At 58.3% G+C, this 20,632-nt stretch carries 17 protein-coding genes and 1 tRNA gene; 16 read left to right on the forward strand and 2 right to left on the reverse strand.

The window, feature by feature from the left end; genetic code table 11:
* Positions 1-111 precede the first annotated feature (111 nt).
* From ABEA08_RS21135 to ABEA08_RS21200, 14 genes are all read left to right on the forward strand, one after another.
* Complete coding sequence (locus ABEA08_RS21135; protein WP_345337436.1) at positions 112-1,302, forward strand: amino acid aminotransferase; 1,191 nt, start codon at positions 112-114, stop codon at positions 1,300-1,302.
* A gap of 286 nt (positions 1,303-1,588) precedes the next feature.
* Entirely contained in the window at positions 1,589-2,944 is a 1,356-nt protein-coding gene (locus ABEA08_RS21140) for an oligosaccharide flippase family protein (protein ID WP_345337437.1), read from the forward strand.
* Entirely contained in the window at positions 2,938-4,284 is a 1,347-nt protein-coding gene (locus ABEA08_RS21145; RefSeq protein ID WP_345337438.1) for an O-antigen ligase family protein, read from the forward strand. Before ABEA08_RS21140 ends, ABEA08_RS21145 begins: the two co-directional genes overlap by 7 nt.
* A complete protein-coding gene (locus ABEA08_RS21150; RefSeq protein WP_345337439.1) occupies positions 4,263-5,339 on the forward strand; it encodes a glycosyltransferase in 1,077 nt (358 codons plus the stop codon). The genes ABEA08_RS21145 and ABEA08_RS21150 overlap by 22 nt, the downstream gene beginning before the upstream one ends.
* Before the next feature lie 147 nt (positions 5,340-5,486).
* Positions 5,487-5,831 carry a hypothetical protein gene (locus tag ABEA08_RS21155; RefSeq protein WP_345337440.1) on the forward strand — a complete coding sequence of 115 codons (345 nt, stop codon included), beginning with the start codon at positions 5,487-5,489 and terminating at the stop codon, positions 5,829-5,831.
* Complete coding sequence (locus ABEA08_RS21160; protein WP_345337441.1) at positions 5,821-7,251, forward strand: GumC family protein; 1,431 nt, start codon at positions 5,821-5,823, stop codon at positions 7,249-7,251. The genes ABEA08_RS21155 and ABEA08_RS21160 overlap by 11 nt, the downstream gene beginning before the upstream one ends.
* Positions 7,252-7,263: 12 nt before the next feature.
* Positions 7,264-8,343: a glycosyltransferase gene (locus ABEA08_RS21165; protein WP_345337442.1), complete on the forward strand. Its 1,080-nt coding sequence runs from the start codon at positions 7,264-7,266 to the stop codon at positions 8,341-8,343.
* Complete coding sequence (locus ABEA08_RS21170) at positions 8,340-10,073, forward strand: sugar transferase (protein WP_345337443.1); 1,734 nt, start codon at positions 8,340-8,342, stop codon at positions 10,071-10,073. Before ABEA08_RS21165 ends, ABEA08_RS21170 begins: the two co-directional genes overlap by 4 nt.
* Before the next feature lie 110 nt (positions 10,074-10,183).
* Positions 10,184-10,489, forward strand: coding sequence for an STAS domain-containing protein (locus ABEA08_RS21175; RefSeq protein WP_345337444.1), 306 nt, complete (start codon positions 10,184-10,186; stop codon positions 10,487-10,489).
* A gap of 11 nt (positions 10,490-10,500) precedes the next feature.
* Positions 10,501-11,400: an OmpA family protein gene (locus ABEA08_RS21180; protein WP_345337445.1), complete on the forward strand. Its 900-nt coding sequence runs from the start codon at positions 10,501-10,503 to the stop codon at positions 11,398-11,400.
* Positions 11,397-13,493, forward strand: coding sequence for an SLBB domain-containing protein (locus ABEA08_RS21185; RefSeq protein ID WP_345337446.1), 2,097 nt, complete (start codon positions 11,397-11,399; stop codon positions 13,491-13,493). The genes ABEA08_RS21180 and ABEA08_RS21185 overlap by 4 nt, the downstream gene beginning before the upstream one ends.
* Before the next feature lie 5 nt (positions 13,494-13,498).
* The gene (locus ABEA08_RS21190) at positions 13,499-14,149 is read left to right on the forward strand and encodes a P-loop NTPase family protein (protein WP_345337447.1); all 651 of its coding nucleotides are present in this window, start codon (positions 13,499-13,501) and stop codon (positions 14,147-14,149) included.
* Positions 14,150-14,203: 54 nt separating this feature from the next.
* Positions 14,204-15,649, forward strand: coding sequence for a sigma-54-dependent transcriptional regulator (locus tag ABEA08_RS21195; protein WP_345337448.1), 1,446 nt, complete (start codon positions 14,204-14,206; stop codon positions 15,647-15,649).
* Between the two features lie 140 nt (positions 15,650-15,789).
* Positions 15,790-16,368, forward strand: a complete 579-nt coding sequence (locus ABEA08_RS21200; protein ID WP_345337449.1) for a TetR/AcrR family transcriptional regulator — start codon at positions 15,790-15,792, stop codon at positions 16,366-16,368.
* A 10-nt stretch (positions 16,369-16,378) separates the two neighbouring features.
* On the opposite strand, the gene ABEA08_RS21205 is transcribed toward ABEA08_RS21200, so the two are convergent.
* A complete protein-coding gene (locus tag ABEA08_RS21205) occupies positions 16,379-17,386 on the reverse strand; it encodes a glycosyltransferase family 4 protein (protein WP_345337450.1) in 1,008 nt (335 codons plus the stop codon).
* Positions 17,387-17,425: 39 nt separating this feature from the next.
* Between ABEA08_RS21205 and ABEA08_RS21210 the strand changes: the two genes are divergently transcribed.
* Positions 17,426-17,785, forward strand: a complete 360-nt coding sequence (locus tag ABEA08_RS21210) for an Hpt domain-containing protein (protein WP_345337451.1) — start codon at positions 17,426-17,428, stop codon at positions 17,783-17,785.
* On the opposite strand, the gene ABEA08_RS21215 is transcribed toward ABEA08_RS21210, so the two are convergent.
* On the reverse strand, positions 17,769-18,644 hold the full coding sequence (locus ABEA08_RS21215; protein WP_345337452.1) for a gluconeogenesis factor YvcK family protein: 876 nt from the start codon (positions 18,642-18,644) through the stop codon (positions 17,769-17,771). The genes ABEA08_RS21210 and ABEA08_RS21215 overlap by 17 nt on opposite strands.
* A gap of 220 nt (positions 18,645-18,864) precedes the next feature.
* Between ABEA08_RS21215 and ABEA08_RS21220 the strand changes: the two genes are divergently transcribed.
* Positions 18,865-18,938: transfer RNA gene (locus tag ABEA08_RS21220), tRNA-Cys, on the forward strand.
* Positions 18,939-20,632: the final 1,694 nt, after the last annotated feature.

Consider the following 20,632-nt stretch of genomic DNA (forward strand, 5'->3'; position numbering starts at 1 on the left):
CGCTGCTGCAACGTGCTGCGATCAAGAAAGGCGGTGCTGGCCACTGACAGTGGGGTCTTGGGAGTGGTAAAGTGGCCTGTCCTTCTTAATTCTGAGTTAAGCCCTAAGCCCATGTTTGAAAAGATAGAATTTGCCCCAGCTGATCCCATTCTTGGCTTAAATGAAGCCTTCCGTGCCGATCCTCGCAACGACAAAGTGAACCTTGGTGTTGGCGTCTACAAAGACGAAGCCGGCCAGACCCCTGTGCTGAACTGCGTTAAGCAGGCAGAGGCGCGGATCTTGGCGGATCAGCAAAGCAAAAGTTATCTTGGGATCGACGGCCATGTGCAGTACCGCGCCTTGGTTCAGCCGTTGTTGCTGGGGGAAGCCCATCCGGTGTTAGCCACCAAGCGCGCGCACACTATCCAGGCCCCGGGCGGAACCGGCGCACTGCGGATCGCCGGCGACTTTATTGCCAGCTGTCTGGGGGGCAAGAAGGTGTGGATCTCCAATCCAAGCTGGGCCAACCATCGCGGGATCTTCGAAACTGCTGGGCTCGAGGTGGGCGAGTATCGCTATTACGATGCGGCGGCCAAGGCGCTTAATTTCGATGCCATGCTGGCCGATCTCGATCAACTCGGTGCCGACGATGTGGTGATCCTGCATGGGTGTTGCCACAACCCCAGCGGTATCGATCCCACCCTGGCGCAATGGCAGTTGTTGGCGCAGAGTGCCAAACGCAACGGCTGGTTGCCGCTGTTTGATTTCGCCTATCAGGGTTTTGCCCAAGATGTTGAGAGCGATGCGGCGGGACTGCGTCACTTTGCGAGTGAGCTGCCTGAGCTGTTGGTGGCCAACTCTTTCTCCAAGAACTTTGGCTTGTACAATGAGCGGATCGGCGCGCTGACGGTGATCGCCGCCGAGCAAGAGGGGGCCGATCGAGCGCTGTCTCAGGTAAAGCGGATCGTACGGGCGAACTACTCCAACCCGCCGAGTCATGGTGCCGAGGTGGTGGCGACGATCCTAGCGTGTCCACAGCTCAAGGCGTTGTGGCTGGAAGAGCTGGCGCAGATGTGTCTGCGGATCCGTCGGATGCGCACCGAGTTGGCCGACGGCTTGCTCGCTGCAGGCGTTGCCGGTGATTTCAGTTTCATCGAGGCCCAAAATGGCATGTTTAGCTTCTCTGGCCTGAACAAGGCGCAGGTTGCGCGTCTCAAGGAGGAGTTTGGGATCTATATCGTAGGCTCTGGCCGGATCAACGTAGCCGGCCTGACCCCCGATAACCTGCCTAAGATCATCCAGGCCATCGCGGCCGTGAGCTGATCCGCTCGCACACTGCGAACCCTAAGAGCCCGGCGGAATGCCGGGCTTTTTGCGTTTTGCAAAGCGAGAGCGAGTTTGGCGCGGCACAAGATGAAAAGTCACTGTTTATCAATCAGATAAAATATGGCCTAAAGCTTGAATAACCCGTCCATGGGCAATGGGCTGGAGCAAGCATGCAAACACAGTGGAAGCGATCAAGGTGTCAACCGGGCGGCCTGTTCACTGGCGCTGAATGGGCGACCGCGACGCTGGGCCTATCGAGTCGTCGCCGTGCGGGGCGCACCTTGTGAATGCCGCCCTCTGTTACGGCTTAGCGGTGGCGCTAACCCGAGGGGTGAGTGTTGTGATCTTGCCTTGGCTTGCGCATCAACTCACGATTGAGGCGTACGGTCAGTTGGGGCTGATCACCGCGCTAGCGGGTTTGGGCTCAATGCTGTTTGGCTGTGGCCTAGCCGAGGGCTCCCTGCGTTTTGTCCGCAGCGAACAACAAGCCGGGCAGGTGATGGCACTGGCCTTGGCGTTAGATCTGGGACTGATGCTGGCATTGGGCTTTACGCTGCCGGTGTGGGCTGGCTGGCTACCCGGCGGTTTGCAGTGGCACTGGTTGGCGCTGTTGTTGCTGAGTCTGGCCGCGGGCAGTGTGCTGGGCTTACTGCAGTGTTTTGCCCGACAGCAAGGCAAGCCGCAGCGCTACTTGCAACTCGCTGTCGGCCAGGCGGTGCTTCACGCGGGCTTATTGCTGCTACTGGTCAATCTTGGACTCGGGATCAGCGGTGTGTTACTTGGTGGGGCGCTGGCAGCGCTGACGGTCGCCGCCGTCGCATTGGTGGCTTTTTACCGGGTGCATCGTGTTGAGTTTAACTGGGCGTTTTCCCGCCGACTCCTCGCATACAGTGGGCCGATAGCGGCAGGGGCCGCATTGCTGTGGCTGCTCAATGGTTACGAGCGGCAATGGATCGCGGCGTTAGCGCAACCCCAGCTATTGGCTGAGGTCGCGCTGGCAGGGCAGTGGGGCTTGTTGGCGGCGCTGGGTTGTGAGCCGTTTAACCTTTGGTGGTTTGCGCGCCGTTTTCCTTTGATCGAGTCCGGCGCATTGCACAGCCACGGTCGCAACAGCATGATCGGGGTGCTGTGGCTGACCGGATCGGTCTGCATCACCACCCTGTTGGCGTACGGATTGACGCCATTGCTGTTTCCCGTGGCGTTGCAGGGTGCGCTCGACTGGGTGCCGTGGTTCATGCTGTTGGTGTTGTTGCGTCAGCTTCCCACGCTGTTGAACCTCGGGGTGTATTGGCAGCAGCGCAGTCACCATGTGTTCAGCATTAACGCGCTGTGGGGCGTGCTGGCGTTGTTGCTGTTGCCTTTGGCCGGGCAAACGGATGCCCAGGCGATCTTTTCGCTGTTGGCGGCTTTGTGCGCGGGGCGGGCGATACACATCATTTGGCTGGCGCAGTGGCTCAAGCCGTTGCCCTATCCCTGGTGGGCGCTGTTGCCTTGCATTGCCACTATGCTGCTGCAGTTAGCGGGCGCATTGGGCCAGATCCCCATATTGGGCGGCAGTGGCGTATTGCTGGTGCTGGCGCTTATTCTGGCGCTCGCGCTGTACCTGCGGGCGCAACCGGAGGCGACGGCGCTATGCTAGTGCCGATCGCTCTGCTGCTGTTGCTGATCCCGCTGGCGCTGGGGGCGGCGCAGCTGCTGGCGTTTCGCCCTGTGTTATCGCTTGGTTTACTGATGATAGCGCCGCTGGCTTGGATCCTACGCCGCCACCCCTATCTGCCCGCCGTGGGCTTTGTGATCCTGTCCTATTTCCGCTTGCACGAACTCTATCCCCCCGCCATGAGCTGGCGATTGCCCCAATTGTTTGCCGTGCTGGCGATCATGACGGTGGGCCTTGGCCTCTTGGTGCGCGGCCGCGCGTGGCTTTATCTGCCGGCGCAGGGCAAATTGCTGCTGCTGTTTGGCGGCCTGACGGCCATTGGGGTGATCCTGGCAACCAATCGCTCACTGGCGATAGGCTACTTCACTGCGACGTGGGTCAAGATCTTGCTGATGACCTTCATCATCGCCTGGCTGGTGGACACGCGTCGCAAGCTGAATGTGGTCGCCTGGATGGTTTTGCTCAGCGGCGCGGTGGTCGCTGTGGTGGCGATCTATAACAAACTCAACGGGATCGGGATCATCGAAGGCACCCGGGTGACCATAGGTCGAAGCTATGGCTCTGTCCTGGGGGATCCGAATGATCTGGCCTTGGTGTTGCTGTTCCCGCTCAGCTTTGCCATTGGTCGACTTTGTGCGCCTGGCTGGCAACGCGGCGTGGCGGCGATGATCGCCGTGTTGGTGTGCTGGGCCATCATCGCCACGCAAAGCCGGGGTGGCCTATTGGGGATCGTCTCGGTCAGCGGCTTCTTCGTCTATCTGCGCTGGGGGCTCAACGTTAAGGTGATCGCGGCAGGCGCGCTGGCGCTGATGATCTTGGTGGCGGCGGCGGGGATCAGCGGACGCAGCTCCGGCGGCGCGGCGGAAGGGGGCGTAGATGCGTCAGCGATGGGGCGGATCTACGCCTGGCAAGCGGCTTGGAGCATGGCGTCGTCGCATCCCTTGACCGGGGTGGGCCTGAACAATTTCTACAACAACTACTACTTCCACTCGCCGCATTGGGACGGCAAGAATCACGCGGTGCACTCGACCTGGTTTGATGTGCTGGCGCAAACCGGCTTTCTCGGCTTTGCGGTGTTTGTCTGTTTCTATCTCAGTTTGTTGCGTCAGGGCTGGCGTAACCTGCGGGCGCTGTCGGGGGATCCCCACGTGTACCACTGGAGCTGCGCCGTGATGGCGGGCCTGATCGGTTTTGGCGTAGGCGGCACCTTCCTAACGCAGGGGTTTACTTGGCCTTTGTATATCTATACCGCATTAACCTGGAGTTTGACCCACTTGGTCAGCACCCCGAAGGAGGGCTTATGGCACGCAAAAGACTCATGATCTTTGGTGAGGATTGGGGGCGGCACCCGTCCAGCAGCCAGCACCTGGCGATGGCATTGCGCCAGCGCTATGACATTGTGTGGATCAACTCCATTGGCCTGCGTCAGCCGGGGTGGCGGGATCTGCCCCGGCTCTGGCACAAACTGTGGGCGCCAAAGGTGGCGGCAGACGCGGCGCCCAGTGGGATCCAGATCCGCAATGTTCGGGTGTGGCCGTTGGCACAATCGAAGTGGCTGCGGCGGCTCAATCGCTGGTTGTTTCGGCGGCAGATGGCCGATCAGCCGCTCCCGGATCGGATCATGGTCAGCCTCGCCAGCGCGGAAGCGTATCTGAGTCTCTACCCTCAGGTGCCGGCCGCGTACTATTGCGGCGATGACTTTTCGGCACTGGCTGGGGTGGATCACGCCAAGGTGGCGCGGGCGGAACAACGCCTGCTGGACAAAGTGGCGTGGATCTTCACCGCCAGCGAGATCTTAACTCAGAGTTTCCGCGGTGCTATCCATCTGCCACACGGCGTCGATACCGCTTGGTTTGCTAAGCACTTTGAGCGGCCCGCCGATCTGCCCGAAGGCAAGATCATTGGCTTCTACGGCAGTTTTGCCAATTGGTTGGATGACGCGTTGCTGGTGCAGATCGCCACCCGTTTCCCGCAGCATAGCTTGGTGATGATCGGGCAGGGCAGTGGCTTGTCGTCTCGGCTGTGGCGTTTGCCCAACGTGATCAACCTGGGCGTGAAGCCGCATAAGGCGCTCGCCGCTTACGCCAATCACTTCGATGTCGCCCTATTGCCGTTTCGCGATGATCCCCAGATCCAGGCGTGTGATCCACTCAAACTGCGGGAGTATCTTGCGGCCGGCTGCAGTGTGGTCAGCACCGATTTTCCCGCGGCGCACAACTGGTTGCCCCACGTTCGGATCGGCCGTGAGTCCAACGAACTCCTGGCGGCTATCGAGCAAAGCCTAGAGCAACCGGCGTGCCGACAGGCTCAACGCGCCGCCGTGAGCGAGTGCGGATGGTCGGCGCGTGCCGAGCAGCTGGCTTGCTACCTCCAATAACCGAGTCGCGTTGCTTTGCAGAACGCAACGCGCCGACGTTCCCTCCATAAATCTGTCTATTAATTTCAGCTAATCAGCGACATACATAGTTGGCCTGACTCATGCATTCTTCGGTGTCTCCCCAGGATAAAGGTAGGATCCGTCATGATGAATCGATTGTTACTGTGCCTGCTGCTGATCACCATGGTGGGGTGTGTGAGTACCCCATCGCAGCAACAGCCATTATTGGTGAAATGGCCACAAGGCGGGTTGGATGAGGTGACGTTGGCCCCCGTGAAGGCCTATCTGCTTGAGCATCAAGGGGAGATCGTACTCCTGATGGGCCCCGTGGCGGATCTGCCCGCGTGGCAGCAGGCGCACGTGGGTCAGCAGCGCCTGGCTCAGTTATTGCGGGCACTGCCGAAGGATGCCGAGCGGATCCAGGGACGCTTTACCCCCTCGATGGCGAGCAACGGTTTTATGATCAGCGTCGGTGTGCCGAATGCTGACTGATCGGTTGCTGTCCTTGCTGTACTACGCCCTGTTGGCGATCTGGCAGCGTCGGCTCTGGCTTGCGCTGCCGGTGGTGATGGTGGCTGCGGCGTCGTTGGCGCTCAATGTGACCGCGCCCGATCGCTTCTTGGCCAGCACCACCTTGTTGGTCCAGGAGCCAGAGTTGAACAATCCCACCCTCGACGGCTGGTCGGTGGCGGTTCGAGTTAAGGATCGCCTGGAAGGGCTGCGGACCTTGTTACGCAGTCGCCATATGCTCGACAAGGTGGTCAGCGGCAGTGGCTTTTGGCCCGAGGCGGATGACGTCGAGCGTCAGCGTCTGTACCGCCAGCTGGCGGCCGGCCTTCAGATCGATCTGAAAGGCAGCAGTTTGATCCGGCTGCAATTGAGCTGGCCAGATCAGGATCAGATCGCCCCCCTGTTAACCATTATCAGTGAGCAACTGGTCTCTGGCCTGATGGCGCCCGGCTCGGCCGCCGTTGAGCGCTCCGAGCGGTTTTTAGAGCAACAGATGCAAGCGCAGATCGAAGAGCTGTCTGGCGCAGAGGCAGAATTGGCCGCTTACAAACAGACCTACGCGGATCTGCTGCCGAGCCTGTTCGGCGCGACCAATCAGGCGCTGCAGGATGTGGAAAAACGGCTGCGACAAAATGTGATCGCGAAAGAGTCATCGACGCGTCAACTCAGCAGCCTAAACACGGCGCTGGCGGGCTCGGATCCGGTGATCGGTGAGCTCGAGTCGCGGATCGTCATGGCTGAGGCTGAGCTGGTGCTGCTGCGCGCCCGCTATACCGATGCGCACTCCAAGGTGAAGGCGCTGCTGGCCCAAGTGAAGCGGCTGCAAAAAGAGAAAGGGCGATTGCTGGCCCGAGCGCAGCGTCTCGATAGCCAAGATCTGGATACCCTCTGGCAATTGGCCAGTGCGATAGAGCAAGACAACGATAGCGATACCCCGCCATTACTCTTGTCTCAGCTGCAGTCTTTGCAGCAAGCCAAAACCGCGCTGTCGGCTTTGGAAGGGCAGCAAGCGATGTTGCAGCAACAGCGCAGCGAGTTGATGGCCAAGTTATCTCAGAGCGCTGAGGTAGAGCGGGAGCTGCTGCGCTTGTCGCGCTCGGTAGAGGTGAAGCGGTCGCTGCTGGATCAGCTGCAACTGCGCTATGAAAAAGCCCAGATCACCTCTGATCTGGGTGACTTTGAAGCCGGTGACAAGACCAAGATCATCGATCAACCCAAGCGGCCGCACGGGCCGACCAATGCGCCCGCGAGTCTGGCGCTGTTGGGGGGAATGATCGGTGGCCTGGGCCTTGGGCTGATGTTGGTGTTAATGCTTGAGTGGTTGGATCCCAGATTGATCCGATCCGATCGGATCGCTCAGTTGGCTCAGTGCCCGGTTTTGGCCCGGGAACGAGATTGGTAGCAGGAGAAGACAATGACAAAACCCGTATTGGTGGAAGTGGTTCAGCGCTTCGCCTCTGGTGGGCTCGAGGCTTTGGTACTTGAGCTGGCCGAGCAGCTGCAAAATGAGTACGAGATCCACATCGTGTCGTTGGAGGGGCAGGCACCGACGTTGATCAAGGCGTGGCCGCGGCTAAACCAGTCTCAGGTAACCTTGCATGCGCTCAATAAGCCGGTTGGGTTGCACGGAGGAACGGTATTGGCATTGCGACGACTGTGCAAGCAGTTGCAAGCCGAGATCATCCATAGCCATCATATCGGCCCGCTGCTGTACGCCAGCGCCGCGACCTGGGGCATGCCCTTACGCAAGCTGCATACTGAACACGATGAGTGGCATCTGCAAAGTGGCAAGCAGCGGCGCTTGACCCAATTGGGCTTTCGTCTGGGCAAGATCGCGCCGGTGGCGGACGCCTGCCGCGTGGCTGAGGCGCTGGAGCCGTTAACCCAACGTCAGGTGCCGGCGGTTATCTACAATGGCATCGACATGGGGCGATTTCGGCCGGGCGATCGTGACTTTGCTCGGGACAGCTTGGGCCTCTGTGCTGAGCGATCGCAGTGGATAGGTTGTGCGGCGCGACTGGTGCCGGAGAAGGGGTTGGAGCATCTGCTGCAGGCCATGGTTCGGTTACCGGGTCGTGTTGGACTGGCGATCGCCGGTGATGGGCCGCTGCGCGAGAGCTTGGTGCGACAGATCCACGAGCTGGACCTGGAGTCACGAGTGGTGATGTGTGGCCGGCTCGACGCCATCGAAACCTTTTATCAGGCGTTAGATCTGTTCTGTTTACCGAGCCTAAAGGAGGGCTTCCCCATGTCATTGTTGGAAGCCCAGGCGTGTGGGATCCCGGTGGTGGCGACGCGTACCGGGGCAACGGCGGAAGCAGTGTGTCCCTATTCGGGCACACTGGTCGAGCAAGGCTGTAGCGAGGCATTGAGCGATGCGATCGCCATCGGCTTGCAGCGCGCTGCTGGACAGAAGCCTCGAAATTTTATTTATCAGCGCGGCAATGCCGTTCGTATGGCGCGTCAATATCGTGATCTGATGGAGGCGCTATGACGGTCTTTTGGGTGTTACTGGCTGCGGTGATGGGCCACTTGGTACTGTATCCCCTCTGGATGGGTTGGCTGGGTCGGCGCCCCTGCAATGACACGCAGTGCTGGGCGGACACGCCTGCGGTCACGCTGTGGATCCCGGTCTATAACGACGCTGCGGTGCTCGAGCAAAAGCTGCGCTCGGTGCTGGCACAGGACTATCGTGGGCCGCTGTCCGTGGTGGTGTGTTTGGACGGTTGTGCTGATGACAGTCAGGCCATCGTTGCCGATCTGCAGCACGATTTTGCCCAGCGGGGCCGGGCGCTTCGAGTGCTCGATCACCGCACCAACCGCGGCAAGCTCTATCGCTTGAATCAACAGATCGCGCGGCAGCGAGATCCCATCTTGATCCTGTCCGACTGCAGTGCCTGGCTGCCTGCGCAGTGCGTGACTGCGGTCGTCGACGGTTTAGCACAGCCCGGCCGCGGTGTGGTGACGGCGAGTTATGGTCATTCGGCGGACCAAGGCCAATCCAGTTACTGGCGTTTGCTGAATGGGATCCGCCGGGGTGAGAGTCAGTTAGGCGCGGCAATGGGCGGCACCGGTGCCTTACTCGCGTTTCGAAAGGCGGCATTAGCGCCGCTGCCACCGGGCACCATCAACGATGATTTTGTCGCGGTGCTCCAAGCCATGGGGCGGGGCTATCGCGCGGCGCTGCTGCCGGATCTGTGTGTGCAGGATCTCAATCGCAATGACGGTGGCCAGTTTGCCAAGCAGCGACGGCGGATCGGCGCGGGCAATCTGGCTCAGTTGCCGTTGTTATGGTCTCTGTTACCGCGCATGACCTGGCCGCAGCGGATCGTGGCGCTCCTCGGCAAGGGCTTGCGTGCTCTGCTGCCTCTAATAGCGCTGATGATGTTTGTCTCGACGGGGATCAGCGCGTTCACGGCGCAGGCGCCGGAGTGGGCGATGCTGCTGACTGGCGCGCAGGTGCTGTTTTACGGCTTGCCCCATGTAGTGCGGGTTCCTGGGCCATGGCGGGTGTTCAGTTTAGGACTGCAGCATAGTCTGGTGGGACAATTGGCCTATCTGAGCGGTTGGCGACCGGCGTGGATGGGGGGGACGCAAGAATTTCAGCCTTTTGTGGTGCGGCAAAGTAAGCGACTGTTGGATATCGTGGCGGCCTCTCTCCTGCTCGCCGTGACCTTGCCGCTCTGGCCGCTGGTGGCGCTGGCGATCCGCTTGGACTCGCCTGGGCCCATTCTCTACCGACAGATGCGGGTCGGTCGTGCCAGCGCCGACTTCATTCGCCTGTTTTGGCTCTTGAAGTTTAGGACCATGAGCGTCGACAATGATGCGATCGCGCTGGGCTGGACCCAGAAGAACGATCCCAGGATCACCCGGGTGGGTCGCTGGTTACGGGCCACCCGACTGGATGAGTTGCCCCAGCTTTTGAATGTGCTCAAAGGCGAGATGTCGATGGTGGGTCCCCGGCCTGAGCGGCCGGCGATCTGCGGTCAATTGGAGCAGCAACTGCCTTTCTACCAGGAGCGCACCTATGAGGTTCAGCCGGGGTTGACCGGGTTGGCCCAGATCCATCAGGCCGGTGATACCAGCCTATCCGATGTACAGACCAAGCTGTTTTATGATCATGCCTATGCGGCGTCTTTATCTGGGCTTGGCAGTTATCTGCGGATGGAGGGGTGGATCGCCTTGAAGACCGCCTACGTTGTTTTTACCGCAAAAGGCCACTAACACTTGCTTTGCAGTTTGCGATCGCTGATTTGATTCCCTTCTAAAACAACGATTTAATTATTGGCATATGCTTTGCAGTCTCCTTGTTACGGATAATGAGGAGATTGCTTATGAACAGCCAAACCATTCATCTGCCCGATACATTTGATCTTGAAAGCGTTAAACAGGTTCGGCCCGATCTCGATGCAACCCTGTTGCCCGATGGCGGGATCGTCCGCTTGGATCTCAGCAACGTAAGCTTTATTGATTCCTCCGGTGTCGGCGCCATCATTCATCTATTCAAACGGCTGCGATCACAGCAACGGGAGTTGATCCTCTGCGGCGTCCATGGCCAACCCCGGCGGATCTTGCAGCTACTGCGTGTCGATCGCGCCATCCCCTTTGAAGAGAGCTTTGAACAGGACCTGCAGTTATGAGGGGCGCCTGTTTGGTTACGCTATTGCTGGTGCAGGGATGCAGTGCTTGGCCGGAAGAGGGGCGCGGTGGCTATGGTGAGCAGAGCTCGATGTGGGACCCCTATGTCGCCTCGCCAGCGCACGTCTATGAGCAGCGACGCCAGCATGAGCGGTTGGCTCATGCCCAACTGCAGCTGGATCTGCTCAAGTTGCGCGGGGCTTATCATTGCACTCCCGGTCGCCTGACGCAGGCTGAATTACGAGCCTCGCGGTTGCGCCGTGAGCTGATGGGCGCACTGTATGCGGACGCGGAAGAGACCTTGTTGCTGCTCGAAGATGAGCTGTTTCGTTTATCGGTTCGTCTTAATCAGCTAAGGCGACAGACCCATTGCGCTGCCCATCCGGATCATCAATTCGCGGCGCAAGGCCCGCTCCCACAGCCGATGGTCCAGGGCGCTGCCCCAGTGGCCGTTGAGCGCTGGCAGCAGGCCAATGAGATCATGCTGTGCGACAACCAATTTGCCGTCAATGAGGCGCAACTGCTGCCAGATCTTCAGCGTCAGCTGGGGATGTTGGCGCAGGAGTTGTCGCAGGAGCCGGATCTGGTGGCTTACGTGCTGGGGCATACCGACACCGACGGCTCAGCTCAATCAAATCAACAGTTGGCGCAGCGCCGAGCGGATGCGGTCAAGCAGGGCCTGATCGAATTGGGCACCGATCCGGAGCAGGTGAAAACGCTGGCGCTGGGTGAGATGAGTCCGCTGGTTGCCGAGCTCGATGGTACGGCCAAACTGCAAAATCGCCGGGTTGAGATCCGGGTCGGACGGCGGGCCCAGCCGCTGCCACAAACCGGGTCGCCCGCCGAGGGAGCCGATCCGCAAGCCAGTATGCGGTTGAAACATTGGCCGAACGGCCAGAGGAGTTTCAGGTGAAAAACCTCGTTTTGATCTTATTGATGGTGTTGAGTGTCCCGGTTTGGGCGGATGATGAGGCTGTGCTGCTGCAAGCGGGTGACAATCTGCAGTTGTCCTTGCCCGGGGAGAGTGATTTTGATGCGCCGTTTCAACTGGATCAAAGCGGGCGGATCTATCTGCCGGAGATAGGCCCGGTCTTGCTGCAAGGCAAAACCTTGTCGCAGGCTAAACAGGCACTGAATCTGGCGTTGTCGATGGCGTACCGTGATCTGGCGGACTTCGATGTGCGCTTGCTGGAGCGCCAACTGCTGGTGTCCGTGCTGGGTTATGTGCGGGATCCGGGCGAGAAGTCATTGCCAGCGGACGCCAATGTACAAACCGCGATCAATCGCAGCGGCGGCTTGGTGGCCGGGGCGCAACTTAATCGATTGCAGCTGCGTCGTAATGAGGAGGTGATCGAGTTTGATTACAAGGCCTATCTGGACAAAGGCGAGCCAAGTCTTTTGCCGGAGTTGCAAAGTGGCGACATTGTGTTTGTGCCCGTGTCGCCCTTGCTGGGCAATGTGCAGATCGATTTTGATGCTCAGACGCTGTCTGAAGCGGGCGACGCGGCGGATCGCGCCGAAGCGTTGACCCTATTTGGCGAGGTGCGCCAGCCCGGCACCTTCAGTTTTAAGCCCGGCATGGGCGTCGTCGACGCTTTGATGCGGGCGGAAGGGGTGACCCGTTACGGCGATGTCACCCGGATCCGGGTGATCACGCGGGGGCAGCCGACCCTGTTTGATCTCAAAGCCTATCTGGACAACGGCGACGAGTCTGCGGTGCCGGCGATCGGGCCGGGCTCGATGATCTATGTGCCGACCCATATCGAGGTGGTGTCCAAAGGGGTACGCACCATGTATGTGATGGGGGAGGTGCAAGCGCCGGGGGCGTATGAAGCCAGCGACAACATTAACTTTATCGATATCCTGGCCAACGCCGGTGGCCCTACACGCTTTGCCGAAACCAAGCAGATCCGACTGATCCGCGCCAATGGTGAAGTGCTGCAGATCGATCTGCAGGCCTACACGGAAAACACCAACACCCAGCCCTTGCCGGAGATGTTGCCGGGGGACGTGATCTTGGTGCCGGAAAAAACCGACATGAATGAGAAGTCCTGGCTCAAGATCCCCAGCTCCCGGGCGGTGAAGATCATCGGCGCCGTGCGCACACCCGGTCGATATGAGTGGGACAACGCCATGAGCTTTTTGGATCTGCTGGCGCACGCTGGCGGGCCGGAGCAGCACGCCGATCTGTCGCGGATCGAGATCCTTCATGAGGATGAGCGGGGCGGCAAGAGTTTGTTTAACCTCGACAAGTTTATTAATCAAGGCGGAGAGTATGCCGGCCTGCCGCAGATGCGGGCGGGGGACACCGTGGTGGTGAATGAGTTGCCGTGGGATCCCAGCGACAATAAGTCGTCGTGGATCCGCCAAAGCGCTGAAAGCTCCATCTATGTATTTGGCCAAGTCGGTGCGCCGGGCCGATACGCCTTTACCGAGCAACTGGGTTTTCTGGATATCTTATCGGCCGCGGACGGCCCCAATCCCAATGCCGATCTGAGCGCGATCCGCATCAATCATCGCAACAGCGCGAGTGCGCAGACTCAGGTGATCGATCTGGCGCTCTATTTTGAAACCGGCGATGAGACCATGTTGCCGGTGTTAAAGCCCGGAGACAGCATCTATATTCCGGCACGGGATCGCGCCTGGCTGGAGCGCCCGGCCGAGCAGGTTGTGCGCTTGATGGGCTCGGTCCACAAGCCGGGGCGCTATGAGTTTAATGATTCGATGACGGTGCTTGATCTGCTGGCGGAAGCGGGTGGGCCGAAAGAGAGTGCGCTGATCGAGCGGATCATCGTGGTCCAGCACTCCTGCTGCGATCCACAAGCCAAGGTGTTTGACCTGCAAAAATTTGTCTCAAATCCCAGCTATGATCGGGTGCCGGTGCTGCGTCCCGGTGACACCGTCTATGTGCCAGATCAGTCTCAGTCCAATTGGCGCCAGTTTATGAACGGGGTTAAAGACGCGCTAAGCATCGTTACCCTGGCAGTGTTGGGGGCGGCGATATGAAGGCGATGGATAGGATCGTACGTAAGACCCTGCTGGATGGGTGTCACAGCTTGGCGGTAGTGCCACTGAGTCCATTTGACGGTCTGGCGACAGTGGGGGAGCGGCTGGCGGCGCGACTCAAAGGCTATGGTGAACGTCCCTTAACCGTGAGTTTGTCACAACAGGCGAGCGGCGTTGACTGGCGTCTTAACGATATCTCGGCCCATCTGGCGATCAACGAAAGTGAGGGCGTGGCGTCTCTGCCAACCCAGTCGCGAGACAGCAATCAGATGGAGCGAGTCCAAGGCCCCCAATCGTCGCGCCAGACCTATCGCGATCTCCCGGACGCTTTACTGCGTTGGCAACAGGCGTACAGCCAAGTCGTATTGCTGACCGAGCCGCTGCTTGAGGCCGGTGACGTCCTCTTCCCCGCGGAGCAGATCGCCGCCACGTGTCAGCGTTGCTTGCTGTTGGTGCAGGCGGGCAAAGACAAAGAGCAGGAACTGGCCCACGCCCGCCAGTTGCTGGCGCAAACCGGCGGCACCTTGGTCGGCGTACTGATCGACGACCGATGTTTACCCTCTTTGGCTCAGCGGTTGCAGCCCTACTTGCCGGATCGGCTTGCGCAGGGTCTGGCGCGTTCGCTATTCTGGCAGGGACGATCTCACACTCTGTGAGCGGTCATACTGGATCCATGGCCGACAGCAACCCGTAAGGACGCGAAGCTCCCTGTGCATGAAATTCTATTAGTTGAAGACAGCGGCTCCATTGCCGCCTTGTATCAAACTTACCTCAAGGACGAACCCGTCTCTGTCTCGCACGTTACCCGAGTGGACGAGGCACTGGCGTATCTGCAACGGCGGATCCCGGCGCTGATCCTACTGGATCTCAATCTGCCGGATCAGCATGGCGGCTCGATCCTGCGCGAGGTGCATGATCATGGCTGGACGGTGCCGATCGTGGTGATCACCGGCAACGGCTCGGTCGAGAGCGCCGTTGAGGCGATGCGCCTGGGCGCCTACGATTTTTTGATCAAGCCGACCGAAAAAGAGCGACTGTTAACCACGGTGCGCAATGCCATTCATTTCTTTACCCTCAACAGTCAGTTGAAGGAGTTTCGCAAGCAGAAACACAAAGAGGGGATCTGTGGCTTTATCGGCGCCAGTCCGATCATGCAGGGCGTCTACCATACTCTGGAGCAGGCCGCATCGAGCACGGCCTCGGTGTTTGTGGTGGGGGAAAGCGGTACCGGCAAGGAGCTGGCGGCGCAAGCGTTGCACTCCTTGTCTGAACGAGAGCAACAACCCTTTATCGCGGTCAACTGCGCGGCCATCCCTAAGGACTTGTTTGAGAGTGAGCTGTTTGGTCACAGCAAGGGCGCATTTACTGGCGCCAGCAAGGATCGGCTCGGAGCGGTGCGCAGCGCCAATAAAGGCACCCTGTTCCTCGATGAGATCTGTGAAATGCCGCTCGATCTGCAAACCAAGCTGCTGCGCTTCCTGCAAACCGGGATCGTCACGCCCGTCGGGACCGACAAAGGCACGCAGGTGGACGTGCGGATCGTGTGCGCCACCAACCGAGATCCCTGGGTGGAGGTGGACGAAGGCAATTTCCGTGAGGATCTCTATTACCGTCTGCATGTGATCCCGGTGATGCTGCCGCCGCTGCGGCAGCGCGGCGACGATATCTTGTTGCTCGCCCGACGTTTCCTCAAGCAATTTGGTCGCGAAGAGGGCAAGTCTTTCGCTGGTTTCAGTGCAGAGGCGGAGCGCATGCTCAAGCAATATCCCTGGCCTGGAAATGTCCGGCAGCTGCAGAACGTGATCCGCCAGATCTGTGTGATGCACCCCGGCGGCAAGATCGCCAAAGAGCAGGTGCCTCGCTTACCCAGTCGCACCAGAGCTGCAGTAAACAGCGAAACCACTCAGCCAGCGCAGCCGACGTTAACTGCCATGGACACCACACCGGCCCCAGCTCCAGTTGAGATCCCCGAGCCAAACGAGCCCATAGCGTCATTGGATCCGCCCAGCCAGGGCCTGAATGGTTCCTTGGCACAGATGGAACGTAACTGGATAGAGCAGGCGATCGAGCAGTGCGATGGCAACATCACCAAAGCGGCGGGTTTATTGGACGTCAGCCCATCGACCATTTACCGCAAGCTGCAGTCCTGGCAGTAAGTCGATAGCTTGCGCCGTCATGTCGTACATTTAACCGTCGATACGCGGGGCGCAGCGCTTGGGAGCGAGCTCTCGGGCGGGGGTAGACAGATCGGTTTCGATAGAGCCAGCACACGGGCAGACGTAGGGAAGCAGGCAGGATGGATAAAAAAGCCGAACTGACGCAGGTGGCGTTTGCGCTGTTTTATGCCCGCGGGGCCAACTCGGTGGGGATCAACGAGGTATTGCAACGCAGTGGCATCGCCAAAAAGACGCTGTATCACCACTTTGTCGGCAAAGAAGCCTTATTGTTTGCGACCTTGGAGTTACGAGATCGGCAATTTTTGGCGTGGCTTGAGGGTCGATTGTCGCAGGCAAAGCCCGGCCAGCAGGCGGTGAGCGCGCTGTTTCATGGGCTGGCGGCGTGGTTTGACCATCAGGAGGCTGAGCTTGGCCCCTTTCATGGTTGCTACTTCGTCAGCACGGCGGCTCTCTATCCGGACACACAACATGAGAACCGGCGCTATTGCCAGCAGCATAAACGCCGGGTGCGCGCGATGATCCAACAGCATCTGGGCGATCGGTTCAAACACAGAGAAGCGCTGCTGGATGCCATTGTTCTGTTGATGGAGGGCGCCATCGCGTCGGCACAGATCAACCGAGACAGCAGCAGTGCGACCCGCTGTCTGCCCGTCGTTGCCACGCTATTTTCCTTGTTGGAGATGACGACAGGGGACTGATCTCGCCGCATCAAGCGTTGACGTTGCCATAGTAGGCCAACAGCGGTTGGCAGGCCTGCTCAGCGGACCAACGCTCCTCTATGCAGCGTCTTGCGCACTGACTCATGGCACGACGTTCGTTGGCCGACAGGCGTTGATAGGTATCAATGGCCGCACTTATGCCGGCGAGATCCCCTTCGGCTAACACCCAGCCTGTTCCCGGAAGGATCAGCTCAGCCAGATCACCGACATCAAAGGCGATCACCACCACGCCCGCCGCCATGGCCTCCAGTGCCGCTAAGGGTAAGCCTTCGGCTCTGGACGGCATGATCAACAGATCCAACTTAGGCCAGATGGCGCCCATGTTCAGCTGCGGGCCATGATCCTGCACCGGAGCGATGGCGGGGGTCTCGCCACAGCCATAGCTGTGCCAGCGGTAATGTGCGCGGTCGTGCTGGGCGAGCCGGTTAAAGCGATCGAATCCCTTAACCGACTCATACCGTCCAACAAAGCCGATCTGAAGCGGCTGTTGGGGAGAAAAACGGCGAGTGGGTGGGGAGGGGAGGTAAGTAAAGTTCTTGATAACATCACAAGGCACCGGCAGTTGCGCCGCGATGGGTTGTGACACGGCAAAGTTGGTTGCCCAGCGCGCGCTGAGGCGATCAAGCGCCATATAGAGCCCGATACGACCCGTGGGGGATTCCCCGGCGTGATGGGTTGAGCAACACGGCGTGCGGCACAGACGCGCGGCGAAGCGACCGAGCAGCGCCGCTTTATAGCCATGGGTATGCAGCACTAGGTTAGGTTGCTGCCACAAGCGCCGCAAAAGCAGGTGAAACCGGCCCTTGAGATCCATTGGCAATATGCCATGCAGATCGAGTTGCTCGCCGAAGCGAGAGTTGGGATAGCGACGCCAGAGCCACAGCTCGACAGGCACCTCTGCGCCCTTTAAATAGTTGATAAGCTGAATGACGTGGCTTTCGATCCCGCCAATATGGCGGGCATCGACAAAAATAATCACCGTGGTGGATTGGCGCATTGCGATCTCCTGCTTCACTATATAGTGACTGAGCAATTCATGGGCCAACAAGGAGTGATCATGGCTGGGGTGATGGACAAAGATAAGATCGCACAGCTTGCGCAGGATGCGGGGGAAGATATGCTGCCCATGCTGCTTGAGGTGTTTCTCGAAGAGCTGGTGCACAGCCAGCAGGAATTAGCACAAGCCGGCTCGGCGGAACTGGCGCCGGTGGCCCATAAGATCAAAGGCTCCGCGGCCACCTTTGGGGCGAGTGCCTTGTACAATGCCAGCGGCACCCTTGAGTCGGTGGCAAAGGGGATCGAGGTGGGCGATCCGGGCATTCTTAAACACGAATGTTTGGAGATCATCCAGCGAACGCTGCAGATCTACAAAAGTGAATTCAACATAGGTCAGTGACGATCTGGGTCAGTGCCATCCTCAGTGCCATCGGCTCATGCCCGGCCTTGGGCTGATTGGATAGCGGCCAAAAGTAATGGTGTCCCTGCTGGCTTTGACAACCGTGATGCAAGATAGCATCGGGTTGCCGACCTATCTGTTCGGCCATCCATCGGTGGATCTCATGGGGCTGCCAGTGTTGCAAGGTACCGGCTTCCGGTTGCAGATTGTCGATCAGGATCAGCTTAGCGGAGCTGTTGTTCACAGCGTGGCGGATAGCGGGGATCAACAACGCGGGCATGATGCTGGTCAACACACTGCCGGGACCCAGCACCAACCAATCGGCTTGCTCAATGGTGTCGAGCAGAGCTGGGCTGGTGTCGACCTCGGGCATGAGAAACAATCGCTTGGGCGGCGATGACAGCGCATCGATCTGCGTCTCACCGACAATGATCTGCCCGGTATGATCTTCTGCAGCCAACTCGGTGGTTTGTGCGCTCATCGGCAATAGATGGCTTTGCACCCCCAGCATCCCGGCCAACACGGCGATCGCATCCTCAGGCTCAACACACAGTTCGTTGAGCCCTAACAGCATGAGATTGCCTAAGCTGTGGCCTGCGAGGGTGCCGCTTCCTTGAAAGCGGTGATTGAGCAGTAAGCGGCCGACGGAATCGGCTGGTACCAAACTTTCCAAGCAATGGCGCAGATCGCCCCAAGCAATGCCACCGAATTCGTCTCGCAATCGACCAGTAGAGCCGCCATTATCCGTCGTTGCCACCACAGCAGTGAGGCGCTGCTCGAGCGGGGCGAGGGCGGCCAGGACTTTGGCCAGTCCATGTCCGCCGCCAAATACCACCAAGTTACCTGAGATCTCGTCCATCTTGCCCCAATAACCGTCTAAGAAGGTTAGATTTACGCCGACGCAACCAATGAGGCCGAGCCGATTGGTCAAACAGCATACAAACCTCATGATGATAGTATTAAATCTTTGAACTTGCTCAAATAAATAGTCGAACCAGGGTCACGTTACGCTTGTCATCGCCACCGCTTTCTGTTTTAATTAGCCCCGCTTTCGAGGGACACCTCTCAGCACACAATATGGCGCGTTGGCAGAGTGGCTATGCAGCGGATTGCAAATCCGTGGACCTCGATTCGACTTCGGGACGCGCCTCCATATTCAGACAAAGCCGCAACTCATTGAGTTGCGGCTTTGTCGTTTCTGCTCTTTACCGATCCGCCGTGGCGTCAGAAATCGCAGTTTGCGCAGACCAAACCGAGCTTTGCTGCGAGCGGCCACCCCAATGGGACGTTCAGGTTGGCTGCGGACAACGAGTCACCAACCGAGACACTGATGTTCAATTCGTCGTTCGGCTTGCTTAGCTCAGAATGATGCCGTAAGTTGTTGAAGAGTATGAGTTGTTTGGTCCATCGTCTCACCTCTCATGTACAGTCTGTACGGCATAGCGCCGCACCGGCGACGCTTTTCAGACGAAGGGCAAAGGAGCGACATCGACGTCATAAAGTCAAAATGGCTGTCGGTATTAAGCCATCGGTATTAAGCCATCGATGCGATCTCACCAGGCGCAAGCCATTTGCTGATGACAGCCAGAGTGTTAATGCGCCGTGCAACTCAAGTTTTGAATGGTGTAACCATTAAATATCATGATGTTGTGGGTTGGTGTTTGCTAACCTTTTTGCGCGCTTTTTCCGCGATTCTCGCTTTCACCAGGGATAGGGCGTGCTTTTTACCAGTTTTTGGTAGATATTGTAGGAACTTAGCGGCAAAGCCCTATCTTACATCGGCGGGATAAATGGAAATTCCGCATAATATACTGTTAAGTGCCCAAGATAATGATTCGAAAGATAGCAACCATAGCAATCATCGGGCTAGCTCCTGCGGGAGTTTGGTTGGATGATGTCGTTTCTGATAGGAAGCACGTCGTTGCTGTAGAAGTGGATACAGCGATGTATGAATCCTTTAGCTGCATTGATGCTACTGGAGGCTTATGTGCGGCTGTTAGGGAAATCCCACCAGGCGATGGTTATAAAGTGCTCCGTATTAGGTATGGAAAGGACTATATGGCTATAAAGGTTCAAGCAGATCTAACTAGTGGTTGGATTCTGAATGAGCAAGGTGTTGCTCTTCGTGCTCGAACGGGCACTTAACAAGAAAATTAAGTTTGCCTGCAAGCAGGCGGGACCGGCTACCACCGGCCCCTTATTTAAGCGTTACTAGGCCTAACGTACGGACATGTCATTACTTACACTAGCAATACTTATCTTCTTTGCGATTGTGATGCTACGCGAGTATTTCAATCCACTTTGGCGACAGTTTGTTTCCTTCTCTAGCTCGCCTCCAAAGCCTGTAGATGGAGCCCGGACAGAGCAAATGGTGTTTTTTTGGAAGCACGACAAAAACTACCGCAAGTCACAAGAAAAAGACTACTGGAACGCTATGAGGCTTATATCTACCAGGGATGGTCTTTGGGTCAAGCGGCCTATCTTTATCTTCGGTAGGAGGTCGGCTTACTTTCCATGGGGAGAGCTTTGTCCGGGTTCAACATTTTTCGTTTGGTTAGCTAGGCGTCGAACCATGCAACTAAAAGGAACCCAGCTATATTTCTCGATATCAGAGCGATTCTACCAAAAGCACATTCGGCAATACTTTGAATCGGCCCAGTAACAAGTCAAGTCAGCGAGGGCGCTTCGCGCCGGGACCAGCTACCGCTGGCCCCTGCTTGAAGCGTTGTACTTGCCGGGCAAGCCCGGGGAAGCTTTAAACACAAAGAATTCAGTTAGATAAATAACTTAATCTGGATGTTTATCCAGTATGATCTACAGTCTAGTTCATGACTGGATTAACACTAA

It is taken from the genome of Ferrimonas pelagia (assembly GCF_039543565.1).
In the GTDB taxonomy this organism is placed as follows: domain Bacteria; phylum Pseudomonadota; class Gammaproteobacteria; order Enterobacterales; family Shewanellaceae; genus Ferrimonas; species Ferrimonas pelagia.

What these genes read in the sequence shown, in the direction of transcription:
- ABEA08_RS21190 (WP_345337447.1), top strand. Translation starts at nt 13,499, where the DNA reads ATGGATAGGATCGTACGTAAGACCCTGCTGGATGGGTGTCACAGCTTG.
- ABEA08_RS21165 (WP_345337442.1), top strand. Translation starts at nt 7,264, where the DNA reads ATGACAAAACCCGTATTGGTGGAAGTGGTTCAGCGCTTCGCCTCTGGT.
- ABEA08_RS21155 (WP_345337440.1), top strand. Translation starts at nt 5,487, where the DNA reads ATGAATCGATTGTTACTGTGCCTGCTGCTGATCACCATGGTGGGGTGT.
- ABEA08_RS21210 (WP_345337451.1), top strand. Translation starts at nt 17,426, where the DNA reads ATGGGCCAACAAGGAGTGATCATGGCTGGGGTGATGGACAAAGATAAG.
- ABEA08_RS21145 (WP_345337438.1), top strand. Translation starts at nt 2,938, where the DNA reads ATGCTAGTGCCGATCGCTCTGCTGCTGTTGCTGATCCCGCTGGCGCTG.
- ABEA08_RS21160 (WP_345337441.1), top strand. Translation starts at nt 5,821, where the DNA reads ATGCTGACTGATCGGTTGCTGTCCTTGCTGTACTACGCCCTGTTGGCG.
- ABEA08_RS21205 (WP_345337450.1), bottom strand. Translation starts at nt 17,386, where the DNA reads ATGCGCCAATCCACCACGGTGATTATTTTTGTCGATGCCCGCCATATT.
- ABEA08_RS21170 (WP_345337443.1), top strand. Translation starts at nt 8,340, where the DNA reads ATGACGGTCTTTTGGGTGTTACTGGCTGCGGTGATGGGCCACTTGGTA.
- ABEA08_RS21215 (WP_345337452.1), bottom strand. Translation starts at nt 18,644, where the DNA reads ATGGACGAGATCTCAGGTAACTTGGTGGTATTTGGCGGCGGACATGGA.
- ABEA08_RS21135 (WP_345337436.1), top strand. Translation starts at nt 112, where the DNA reads ATGTTTGAAAAGATAGAATTTGCCCCAGCTGATCCCATTCTTGGCTTA.
- ABEA08_RS21175 (WP_345337444.1), top strand. Translation starts at nt 10,184, where the DNA reads ATGAACAGCCAAACCATTCATCTGCCCGATACATTTGATCTTGAAAGC.
- ABEA08_RS21200 (WP_345337449.1), top strand. Translation starts at nt 15,790, where the DNA reads ATGGATAAAAAAGCCGAACTGACGCAGGTGGCGTTTGCGCTGTTTTAT.
- ABEA08_RS21150 (WP_345337439.1), top strand. Translation starts at nt 4,263, where the DNA reads ATGGCACGCAAAAGACTCATGATCTTTGGTGAGGATTGGGGGCGGCAC.